The sequence below is a fragment of the Okeania sp. SIO2F4 genome (assembly GCF_010672385.1).
Classification (GTDB): domain Bacteria; phylum Cyanobacteriota; class Cyanobacteriia; order Cyanobacteriales; family Microcoleaceae; genus Trichodesmium.
Genome location: NZ_JAAHGT010000207.1, coordinates 1 through 12,059, shown reverse-complemented (window position 1 = coordinate 12,059; position 12,059 = coordinate 1). Strand labels below are relative to the sequence as shown.

The following is a 12,059-nucleotide window of genomic DNA, read 5'->3' as shown; positions in this document are numbered from 1 at the left end:
CTACTTTTTTCGTTCTAGAAGGGGATAGGGAGTAGTTAGGAGGAATGGGGAATTATAGCAGAGGTATTTGATATTTTCTCACAGTAATTTTGCTGCAATTATTCTGCCTTTTCTACTAGCTTTTTCAGCTTGAGCAACCGGAAAGCTGCTACTTTTTTTGTTCTAGAAGGGGATAGGGAGTAGTTTTTGTTCTAGAAGGGGATAGGGAGTAGTTAGGAGGAATGGGGAATTATAGCAGAGGTATTTGATATTTTGTCACAGTAATTTTGCTGCAATTATTCTGCCTTTTCTACTAGCTTTTTCAGCTTGAACAACTGGAAAGCTACTACTTTTTTCGTTCTAGAAGGGGATAGGGAGTAGTTAGATCGATCTATAGACTCATGTACTCTCCTTCTTTCTGCTTCCTTCTTCCTTCTTATTAGTATTATACGCCCTTCTGTGATGTTAAAGATTACTAAATTAGTTGAATAAACTCACTCTTGCTTGATAATCTTCCGTAGATAATATTTGCCAATTAGCATTACCAGTTAATTCTAAAACTTGGTGATGATATTTTAACAAACTTAAACGATGTCCTACACTAATAAATGTGGTTTTAGTTGTCTGTAATTGTTGATAAAGTTCGCCTTCATTTTGCAAGTCTAAGGCGCTAGTAGCTTCATCTAAAATTGCATAATTTGGATTAGTTAATAATAGTCGGGCAAAGGCTAAACGTTGTTGTTCTCCTAAAGATAAAACATTTTCCCATGGTAACTCTACATCAAAACCACCTAATCTATCTGGTAAATCTTCTAAATTAACAACTTTCAAAATTTTTCTTAATTCACACTCATCAAACTCTAGATTAACTTTAGGATATAACAACTGTTGTCTTAAACTTCCTAAAATCATATAAGGGCGCTGAGGCAAAAATAACATTTCCTCCAAATTAGGGCGTATTAAACAACCTGTACCCGATTTCCATAGACCTGCTATTGCCCTTAATAAAGAACTTTTACCTACTCCACTTTGACCGACTATTAATAATCCTTGACCAGGTTGTAATGCTACTGATAAATCTCTAACCAGAGTCTTTTGAGTTTCATTTATATCTTCGTGATTTAGGGGAGTATTCAGAGTAATATTTTCTAGCGCCAGTCGAGAATTTTCTCTAATATCAATTTCCCTATTTCCTATTTCTGGTAATTTTTGTGTTTCTTCTAATGTGTCTCTAAATTTAGCCAAACGATTAATACCAGCAGCAAAAGCAGTTAAATTGTCGATTTGACTAACTATTAAAGAAAAAGCTCCTAAAACTTGACTAAAAGCAAAACCTGCTTGAGTAATATCTCCATATTTAATCTCACCCGCAAAATAAATAGGAGCCATTATTAAAGAAGGCAAAATTATAACTGCATATCGATAACCAGTGGTAAAGTAATCTACATTTCTCTGCCAACCAATGAGCAAATTAAAGTTATTAAAAACTTGAGCAAATCTTTGTTTGATTTGCAATGATTCCTGTTCTTCTCCTTGGTAAAAAGCAATTGATTCAGCATTGTCACGGATATGCACTAATCCATAACGAAAATCTGCTTCTCGTCTGAGTTGGTTGAAATTTAAAGTAATTAATTTCCTGCCAAAAATTACTGCTACTAATGTTCCTGTCACAGCATAAAAAATTAGAAATATTGACAGCGATACTGATATTGACCACAAAATTCCGGTGAAGGAAATTACATCAATTACTGAGTTAAGAATTGTCAGTAGAAAAAACAAACTTTGGTTAGTAAAGGATTTAATATCTTCTGCCATTCTTTGGTCTGGATTATCAATTTTCCCCTCTGAGTTAATTTGATAATAAGACCTATTTTGTAAGTAGTTGTCGAGAAATTTGCTAGTCATCCATTCTCGCCAATATAATCCTAATTTTTGGCGTGTATAGGTGTAAACTACAACAATTGGAGTACCAACAATAAATACTCCGGCATAAACAAATAGAAATCGCCAAAATGTCGGTTGGTCTTTTTCTGCTAGGGCAGTAGTAAAAAAGTTGCCTACATAGCTAATAATTACATTTAAACCACTAACTGATAGGGATAATAATAAAAGTAAACTTAATAGTGCCCAAGGTTGCCAACGAGGTATAATTCGTCTTCTGTGGTACCAAAAAGCACTACCAGGAACGACTATCATTAAAATAATTACAAATATCCAGTGTGAATTAATTATATTTTTAATTGTATTGACTAAACCAGGCGCAATACTATTGAATGATTCGCCAAATATCGCTTCACTACCTAGGCATACTAAGCTAACAATTACAAAAACAGCAGCAAATAAAAAGATTAAAAGTAGGAATAACAGTCCTAGGAAAACTTTACTTCCACCTCCTTCTAAAGGATAAAAATATGGTTGAGCAATATGCAAAAAATCATTCCAAAGTTTACGATCTAGTCTACTCATTTTTTATTCAGTAACAGTTCACTTTTCTTGATAATACTCTATTATTATTTAGATGTAAATATCTAAATAATCTCACATATATTTTTTGCCAAAGTACATGATTTTATTTTTTTTTAGCAACATTCAATAGATGATTTTGCTTTTAATTAGATTTATTATTTAGCAATAATTAATCAAAAGTATTCCCAATAGCTAATATATACAGGCGATTTAATATCAGTTAGATCAACCTGTGGCAAGCAAGATACCCACTGCACAATCGTTTTCTTTAAATTTCTCCTTTAATAGCGAGGTCTTATTTAATGTTTGTACTTCATATATCTGTAATTTTCTATATACTTATAAGCATTCAGCATTCAGCTAGAATACACACTATTACTTGTCAGTTTTTGAAGTTTCATGGGTGTAAAATACCTTAATGGGTAGTGCTATAATTTTCATATTTATAGTGTTACGTTATAATCATTTTTACATTTGCTAATAAAGTAAAAATTTGATTATTGAAGCTTTCATTTATAACTTAAAAAAAGTATATAGCGGTTCTCAAATTGCTGAGAGACATACTTTTTGATTGTAGGTCATAAGAAAGAGAAAAAAATTGTATACTTCATTAACATCAGAACGACTACATACAATACAAATTAAATATTTCATAATCCTACCTAATGTAAAATTATAATTTCAGGTATTTTTCAATCGAGTTTTACTGGTCTTCTATCGCAATCCGCGCATTGGTTGTGATAATTTTGATAAGAGTTAATTTGAACTGAAAACCTTAAAAATTATCACTCCTGAGTCCTGACTCCTAACTGCCACCAATATATTTATATTATCAATTAGCTTAGAGCTGACAAAAAGTTGATGTCAGTTCAGGAAGTACACAACAGCTACGAATTTCAGTAAAATCTCTACACTCAATTTCAATTAATAGAAACTTATTCATTATAAAAATAGATAATTGCTACAAAATTCACCAAAAATCATATTATTATAGAACAATTACAAGCCAAAATTTGCGATTACTACAATCGCGTAAATTATCTAGAAATTAGCCTAGAACAAAGCGAATCAACAGCCATTTCATTTCGTAGCCAACAGTCAAACCCTGTTAATTGTCACTTTTCTCTAGCAGGAGGTATTCCCACCTGCTACCAAGAAGGCTGGAGTTTCGTTAGTTTCAATGGCATTATTGAACTAACAATATAGAATTGAAGAAGCAATTTTTCAGGCTAATTTAATCGGAAAAGAAACTACTCAACTATCTTCTATTACACCAGTCCAAGATTATGTACCAGTCAAATTTGGTTGTTACCCCTGTGGCATATCCTTAGAAGAAAAGAGACTATTAATTGAAGCTTATAATCTAGTTATTGTTAGATTTTGAAACCCAAATTCAGACCACAAATGTTAGTGTATGACGATCGCTTCACTATTAATTATTTCGTCAATTCCATCGGCAGTTGCATAGCACAGTAAGGCTTAGAAATCAATGGCAAATTTAGAGCCATTGCTTGTAGAGAAGGAGCTTTAGTTAAACAGAAAATCCATTATATCAGTTCTAATTCTTATTATAACACTCCATGTAATGTTGACAACCAAATTATAGAAGCTGTAAAAACGGCCATCCCTCAACTAGAGACCAAATCTTTAGAAAGGTGAACAATATACTGGGATTTTAGATCCTTATCTGGCAGGTTTGACAGTCCCTCCGGCTAGAAGCGGGAGGATTTTTGCACAGAATTAGTCCAAAGCATAACCCTAATGGGTGTGGTCAAAACACCTCTAGTAACTCGACTCAAATCTAATTCAAGTCTTGCCTTTAGTTTCCTCAAGATGTTAGCAGCACCATTGCAATCTGCATTAATATAGCTGAAAGCTTGAGTACTATATAGTCCTCTTTGCACTCTTTTTCCGCTAGGTTGCCACCTTTGGGGTTTTTCATCGTATTTCGGTAGCTCATCATTGTCCAAAAAACTAGCTTTTGAAGAGTAACTTTCCTCTATTTCTATAGCTTTTTCTAGTATATAAAGGGGATGTAGGGAGAGGCAGTATAGTTAGGCTAAAATTTGAGGGCTGATTTTTCCATATTACCCACTATCTATTCTCTCCAGTTTGTGAGAATAAGTACCCGTTTAAAATTAATTCAACATTTTTAAGGGAATAGGAAGTAGGCAATAGGAAAAAAAATCTACTTGTATACTTTATAAGTAGAGCCAAAATTATTTGGCCTATCTACTTAACTTAAGCACCAAATTTAATTTGGCTTGACTACTTAACAGTAAAAAAAATACTACTAGATTAACTTTTTCTAGTAGCCAAGGTAAATGTGAGAAGAGGTAATATAATTGGGCTAAAATTTGAGGGCTGATTTTTCCCTATTACCTATTCCCGAAAATCCTAAACTTGTGTATCTCACCAATTTGACAAAGACTAAATTTAGTTTTCTACAACAGGAGTAAATTCTCCCTTGAGATACTGCAATACAAAATCAATTGTTTCTTGTCGCAGCCATCCTTTTTGTACTGCAACCTCTCCAAAGCGTAAATTTGTTTGATTCTGTTCTATCAAAATAGAATATATTTGTTCTTCATTCAATAAATTTGCTAATTTCAGATATTCACCAACTGGTTTTTTATTATTCTCTGTTATTAGTTGAGGAAATATGTCTACGAAAAAATCTACCGTTTCTTGCTTAATTATTCTCCACATGACAGCAATTTCTCCAAATTTGAGATGACGATTTCCCGTTTGATATTGCAAAATTTCTTTTACCTGACTGTCTGTCATTAAACCAGCATCTTGTAAAACCTCTCCTATGGGCTTGTCAATTTTTTTATGTTGAAAATATTTAGTTGTATTCTGCTTTTTTATATGATTTTCTTGAGTTAATTCTCTTAAGTTAATAACCTTTTCTTCTTGGTTAATTCCTTTGAAAATCCACAAAGGCCATAACAAAATAATTCCTAAATTTATTTGACTTGGTTTATTCTTAACTGTTTCTTTCTGTTTCTTAACATCTGATTGATTTGCCAGGTAGCAAATTGAACCGGAAAAAAGATAAGATGTTGCAGAGTAGCACAGCATTGTGAAAATTAGGGTAGTCATAAAATGGTATAATTATCTAGGTTTAATACGATCTTATTCTGTATTTTTTGTGATGTCAACAAAAAATATTTTTTATTCAACCGTATAATTAACTGTAATTATTCCTGAATTTGTATATTTTCAACTATTTAAGTATTTATTGAAAAATATTGATTACTGTGTACTCTATATAGATTAGAGATTCTGATAGATTAAATTATACTAAAATCAAATTAAAATTTTTGATTCATCTGGTTCCAAATTTGGTGAATCGCAATTTACCAGAAAATATTACAAATTAAAATTTAACTCACATTAAACTTGAAGCAAGATACTGAAATTATAAATTGTAGCGTTTTTTTTTCATTTCTATACTAAATATAAGAATCAAGATACACAAAAATTACATTTTTGATTTATTGAAAAAGCTTTGTATTAACTTAATAGTCAAGATTGTGGGAAAAAAGGGGTATAAATGGCTTAATTAATCCCATACTAACAAATTTAACTTGGCTGAACCCTCTTACTATGTGCTATGGTATTAACAAAGTATATTTCGATCATCTAATGGACAATAAATAACTATTGACTTCTGTTAAGGGAAAATTTATCTATAAAAATTTAGGAGATTATCTTTATTTTTCATTCTGTGCAGGAGTTAGAATATTTCCCAAAGTTAAAGCAAATTTCGATAACTCCGCTAATTTACTTAAATCTATCTGACCTGAAGTGGTAAAAAAATTAAAGTGGGATTATCATTATGATCGAGTTATGGGTAGCTATAACCCTTCGGAGGTGATTAATACAAAAAAATTTAACCACATCTACTAATGCTCAAATACTAGGAAGTAGGTACATAAAGACATAAAGAATATTACTCATACTTCTCAGTCAAAAAAACATCAAATAAATGAATTAAGAAAACTTGATTCATTAATTACAATTGAGGTGCAGTCAGAAAAATTAATTTAGCTATTCCTAGATAGAAAAAAAGTTAAATAATTATGTTCTCAAACACTGTGTAGTAGCCTCAAATGTTTGAAGAGATTAGTTATTTTTTTTTAGTTAATAAAACAAGAAGGCTGAAAAAATGTCTAAAGAAATATTGATTACCAGAGGGCAAGTAGTAATAGTCGATGAACAAGACTATGAAGAATTATCAAAACATAAATGGTATTTGATAGATGGGTTTGCTGCCAGAACAATAAAAAAAGATGACAAGAGAACCACTATCTATATGCACAGAGTAATTATGGATGCTCCTATGGGTGTATCTGTTTATCATATTAATCACAATAAACTAGATAATCAGCGAGAAAACTTACGCTTGGTTAAAGGAAGTGCGCGAATGCACAGGAGACCTAGTGTAAAACATTCATCAAAATACCGAGGAGTGTATTGGTGTAAAGATAAACGCAAATGGATAGCAGAAATTAAAGTCTACAAAAAGCAAATACGTTTAGGTCGTTTTGAAGTGGAAAAAGATGCAGCTATTGCTTACGATGAAGCAGCAAGAAAGTATTATGGTTCTCTAGCTAGAACAAATTTTGCTACAAACAATGTAGAAATAAGAGAAGAACCTTCTCTGGAAATTAATAGAGACTATTGAGGATAATGCAATATCGACGCTTTGGGCGAACAGAATTATCAATGCCAGTATTTTCCTGTGGTGGAATGAGGTATCAATACCAATGGCAAGATGTTCCCAAAAATCAAATCCCACCAAATAATCAACAAAACTTAGAAAATACAATTCGTCGCTCCCTAGAATGTGGCATTAACCACATAGAAACTGCTCGTGGTTATGGCACATCTGAAATACAACTGGGAGAAATTTTACCCAAACTACCACGGGAAAAACTCATTGTCCAAACAAAAGTTAGTCCAAGCGCCGACCCTCAAGAATTCCAAAGTAAGTTTCAGCAGTCTATTCAATTTTTACAACTAGAATATATTGATTTGCTAGGAATACATGGGATTAACACATTAGAACTACTCAACTACTCTGTTAGACCAGGAGGTTGTTTGGATGTAGCTAGAAAATTACAACGGCAGGGAAAAGTTAGGTTTATTGGTTTCTCTACTCATGGTCCTACTGATGTGATAATTAAAACTATAGAAACAGATCAATTTGACTATGTTAACCTACACTGGTACTACATTAATCAAGGTAATTGGTCGGCAATAGAAGCTGCTAAAGAGTTTGATATGGGAGTATTTATTATTAGTCCTTCTGATAAGGGTGGTAAACTGTATCATCCACCACAGAAATTAATAGATTTATGCTATCCACTTAGTCCTATGGTGTTTAACGATCTATTTTGTTTGAGTCATCCACAAGTTCATACATTGAGTTTGGGAGCATCAAAACCTACAGATTTTGACGAACACTTAAAAACATTAGAATTTTTAGATAAAACAGATGAGGTATTACCACCCATATTAATCAGACTAGAGCAAGAAGCGATCGCTCAACTAGGAGAAAATTGGTGCAAAACTTGGCATATTGGTTTGCCTACTCCAGAAAATACTCCGGGAAATATTAACATTCCAGTAATATTATGGTTAAGAAATTTAGCGATCGCCTACAATATGGTTGAATACGGTAAAATGCGTTATAACTTATTAGGTAATGGTAGTCACTGGTTTCCTGGTGCAAATGCTGAACAAGTAGAAAAATATGATTTGAGTAAATGTCTTGCTCAAAGTCCCCATGCTGATAAAATTGCAGATATTCTCCAAGATGCTCATAAATTACTAGGAGGAATACCAGTACAACGTTTATCTCAAAGTTAATTTATTGATTACTTTAATTGGTTTAATAAGGTAAAAATTTAGGATATTTGAGGCAAAAGTATAACTGATAATATAGGCACTGAAATATCTAACTTGTGAAAAATTATATAAATTTCTGTTTAGAGCTAGATTTAAAATAATCAAGGGTAAGAAGTTTGATTTTCATACTATCAGCAAGTAAAAAAAAATATTGGTAAAAATTTATTAGTAAAAAAAGTTTTTTCTGTATAAAAATTTCTTTCTACTTTTTTTGGTAGTAAAATTAAACATCCCTATATAATTAAAAGTATTTATACTAAAAAATAAAGATATTTATACTAGAATAAAGAGCAAATAAATTAAGATATTTGGTGTAAAGTATGAAGCAGAAAATGAGCTTATATCCAACTATGTAGAAAAGAATTTATTAGAATTAGATAATTGTGTTTAATCAGTTATGTATGGCACGATTTGAAAATAAATGTTATGAAACTTTACTGAGTTACTGCTGATGCAAATTTACTTTTAAAAAGTCACAAATAGTTTCAAATTTATGCGAAATAATTCCCTAAAATTACTGTTACTGTAGCGTCAAATTTATGAGTCTAAAAAATATTACTTTTAACTAACTTTTTTACACATGACTGCCGTGAAACAGTATAATTTAATATCAATTACTATAAACTTTCTACTCTACCTGCGATCAAAACTATTTATTGGAGTAAATACTTGGTATTTAGTAATTTATGTTATAGATAAAAGTAATTTTTTTCAGCCTCCAATGCAAGAATTTTGAGGATGACTACTGCTACTATATAGTATTATTTATTATCTCTCCTTCTTATTCTTATTGTAAATCAAATTTCATAGCTTCAAAAAAATCTATGTCGTATGAACATATTTTCAACAGTAAAGTAAAATGTTCTGAAGAACTAACTCCCAACGAAGCCATTTTTGCTATTGGTTTAATGGTTATGGCTGTTGATGGTGATATTGATATGAATGAAGTAGAAATTATCGAGGGTTTTTTACTGAGAAAAGGATTTAATGCTAAAGAAGTAGATGCAGCTAGAGAAAAGGTTTTAAGAATTATTCGTCAAGAAAAAAATGAAGCATTATTTTGTGCAGCTAAACAGGTGCTTCAAGATGAACAGGAAATCGAAAGTGCCTTTGATTTAGCTGTTAAAGTAGCAATAGCAGATGATAAAGTAACAGAAGAAGAAGATAGTTTTGTGATGGGATTGGCTCAAACTCTAAAAATTAGTCAAGAAAAGGTGGATAAAATATTTGCAGATGCGACAAAGTATTATCATAATTCTGGAAGATTAATTGAAAAAATTGACGAAGTTTTATCAAAGTTACCTATCGGTTCTAAATATGAAGGGTATATTGATACTACCACAGGCTTAAGGTCATTAAATATTAAAATTCGGACTCCAAAAGATGAATTAGTAATACTTAATATTGATGAAACTGGAGATGAGAATCAAATAGAAATGGAATTGGAGGCAGCACCACCATGGATGTTCTAAAAGTCAGGCAGAATAATTTTGAAACAGTTAACAGTTATTGAATTTATAGTACTGGGAGGTTCAAAGCAGCTAAAATATGTAATATATTTTAAAAATATCGTGTGAAATTGAAGACAAGTTTCATAAAAATATTTCTACTTGTTGATAATAGCGAGTAAGAGTGCAAAAAAATTAATAGTTTTTTATGTAATTTTACTACAGCTATCTTTATTTGTATTTTTTCTTAAATAACAGGTTTGAAATATTTCACAATTAACTGATGACTTATCAAGAATGAAAGAGGAAATGGCATGGTTAATTAAGTAATAATTTTGATATTTTACTATTCATGGAATCTACAAAGATAGTTTTTTTATAGATATTTGAAACAAAACTATTACAGATTTAGCAAAATCACGTTTTGCAGTATTTTACTTATGAAAGTAGAAGACAGCAATTACTAAAAATAATTATAAATTTATTTGATTAAATAAATTTGGGATTAATTTTTATATTTTCAACTTTAGACTTAATTCATAACAGGATTTTCTCTATCTAAACTACTGTTTTTTTGTAACTAATAATGAATCTTAATCGCCGTAATTTTTTGATATCACTAAGTGCAACTTTAGGGGTTATGACTCTACATGGTTGTCAAATATCGGAAGATAATTCTTCTTCTTCAGTAACTCCATCTAGTTCACCAAATGATACTAAGCTAGCTGAAAGTTCGGGGGGGTTTCAACTAACACCTTTGCCTTATGAATATGACGCATTGGAACCTTATATTGATCGAGAAACTATGCAGTTTCACTATGGTAAACATTATGCTGGTTATATTAAAAACTTGAATGGGGCGATCGCTAAGTATCCTGAATTTAAAGACAAGAGTGCTGAGGATTTATTGGGTAGTTTGAATGGTTTACCGGAGGATATTCGTACTGCTGTTAGAAATAATGGTGGTGGTTATGTTAACCACAAAATGTTTTGGGAAATTATGAGTCCTAATGGTGGGGGTAAACCTAAAGGGAAAATAGCTGCTGCTATTGATGAAAGTTTTGGTAATTTTGATAGTTTTAAGGAAAAGTTTAATGCTGCTGGTGGTGGTCGTTTTGGTAGTGGTTGGGTATGGTTGGTTTTGGGTAAGGATGGAAAGTTAAAGGTTATTAGCACTGCTAATCAAGATAGTCCTTTTTTGACTGGGGATTATCCGATTATGGGTAATGATGTTTGGGAACATGCTTATTATTTGAATTATCAAAATCGTCGGGGTGATTATTTGAATGCTTGGTGGAATGTGGTTAATTGGTCGGAGGTTAATCGCAGGTATGAGAAGGGGTTAACAGTTATTGGTTAACAGTTAGCAGTTTTTAGTTAACAGTTTTTAGTTGATAGTTATCAGTTGAATTGGTTTGAGTTTTTTAGTTAGCTAAGTTGAATAAAAAGTCATGTATACGGGCGAACAACACCATACAGTTTTTATGATATCAGAATTTATGTGAGGATGCAACCGAAAATCCCTCGACGCGCCGAATTTTTCTGGAGCTTCAGAGAATGAAAATGTTGGTGGTTTTCCACTGAGTGAGGAGGTATGGATGGAAAGATTTGATGAGGGAAAAACAAGCATATATGTTTATGAGAGTTTCACAGAATGAAAATCTTTCTGCTATTGCTCCTGGGGAAAATTCCTGAATATTCGATTATCTCTTAGCAAGGAAATTGAGTTGAATAAAAAATCATGCGTATAGGCGAACAACTCCAGATAGTTTTTATAGTATCAGAATTTTTGTGAGGATGCAACCGAAAATCCTTCGACGCGCCGAATTTTTCTGGAGCTTCAGAGAATGAAAATATTGGTGGTTTTCCACTGAGGAGGTATGGATGGAAAGATTTGATGAGGGAAAAAAATTTGGCGGTTATCTAGATTTTTGATAGGTGGGAAAATTAGTTAATTTTGGAGAATTGAAATTTTTGGCGACGAGCAGCAATATTTTTCCGCAGTATTTGGCGCGAACCTTCAGAAAAACAGGGGTATATGTTTATGGAAGCTTCATAGAATGAAAATCTTTCTGATTCTCTGATGCCTGATAATCTTTTATTGCTGCTTCTTGTGAGGTCGTCGGCGGTTACTCATCCACAGGCATTGACGGTTAAGCCAACCGCATCTTATCAGTCTATACTTACATTTAAGTCTTTGTCAATAAACATAACTAAAAAAGTCCTCAAACCCTTACTGCGCCGTTC

Annotated in this window: 6 protein-coding genes; 4 read left to right on the top strand and 2 right to left on the bottom strand. The window is 31.9% G+C overall.

Going from position 1 to position 12,059, the window contains the following annotated elements:
- Nucleotides 1–459: 459 nt before the first annotated feature.
- Together F6K22_RS15120 and F6K22_RS15115 are read right to left on the bottom strand one after the other, a co-directional pair.
- Nucleotides 460–2,445, bottom strand: a complete 1,986-nt coding sequence (locus F6K22_RS15120) for an ABC transporter ATP-binding protein/permease (protein ID WP_293099092.1) — start codon at nt 2,443–2,445, stop codon at nt 460–462.
- A 2,436-nt stretch (nt 2,446–4,881) separates the two neighbouring features.
- Entirely contained in the window at nt 4,882–5,550 is a 669-nt protein-coding gene (locus tag F6K22_RS15115; protein ID WP_293099090.1) for a hypothetical protein, read from the bottom strand.
- A gap of 1,069 nt (nt 5,551–6,619) precedes the next feature.
- Between F6K22_RS15115 and F6K22_RS15110 the strand changes: the two genes are divergently transcribed.
- The 4 genes from F6K22_RS15110 (at nt 6,620) to F6K22_RS15095 (ending at nt 11,172) form a co-directional block, all read left to right on the top strand.
- Nucleotides 6,620–7,138, top strand: coding sequence for an AP2 domain-containing protein (locus F6K22_RS15110; protein WP_293099087.1), 519 nt, complete (start codon nt 6,620–6,622; stop codon nt 7,136–7,138).
- Nucleotides 7,139–7,143: 5 nt separating this feature from the next.
- The gene (locus F6K22_RS15105) at nt 7,144–8,325 is read left to right on the top strand and encodes an aldo/keto reductase (protein ID WP_293099084.1); all 1,182 of its coding nucleotides are present in this window, start codon (nt 7,144–7,146) and stop codon (nt 8,323–8,325) included.
- An 863-nt stretch (nt 8,326–9,188) separates the two neighbouring features.
- The gene (locus F6K22_RS15100) at nt 9,189–9,836 is read left to right on the top strand and encodes a tellurite resistance TerB family protein (RefSeq protein ID WP_293099081.1); all 648 of its coding nucleotides are present in this window, start codon (nt 9,189–9,191) and stop codon (nt 9,834–9,836) included.
- Between the two features lie 562 nt (nt 9,837–10,398).
- Nucleotides 10,399–11,172, top strand: a complete 774-nt coding sequence (locus tag F6K22_RS15095) for a superoxide dismutase (RefSeq protein WP_293099078.1) — start codon at nt 10,399–10,401, stop codon at nt 11,170–11,172.
- Nucleotides 11,173–12,059: the final 887 nt, after the last annotated feature.

Excerpts from the sequence above, each read along its gene's own strand:
- F6K22_RS15120 (WP_293099092.1), bottom strand. The coding sequence starts at position 2,445 with ATGAGTAGACTAGATCGTAAACTTTGGAATGATTTTTTGCATATTGCT.
- F6K22_RS15115 (WP_293099090.1), bottom strand. The coding sequence starts at position 5,550 with ATGACTACCCTAATTTTCACAATGCTGTGCTACTCTGCAACATCTTAT.
- F6K22_RS15110 (WP_293099087.1), top strand. The coding sequence starts at position 6,620 with ATGTCTAAAGAAATATTGATTACCAGAGGGCAAGTAGTAATAGTCGAT.
- F6K22_RS15105 (WP_293099084.1), top strand. The coding sequence starts at position 7,144 with ATGCAATATCGACGCTTTGGGCGAACAGAATTATCAATGCCAGTATTT.
- F6K22_RS15100 (WP_293099081.1), top strand. The coding sequence starts at position 9,189 with ATGTCGTATGAACATATTTTCAACAGTAAAGTAAAATGTTCTGAAGAA.
- F6K22_RS15095 (WP_293099078.1), top strand. The coding sequence starts at position 10,399 with ATGAATCTTAATCGCCGTAATTTTTTGATATCACTAAGTGCAACTTTA.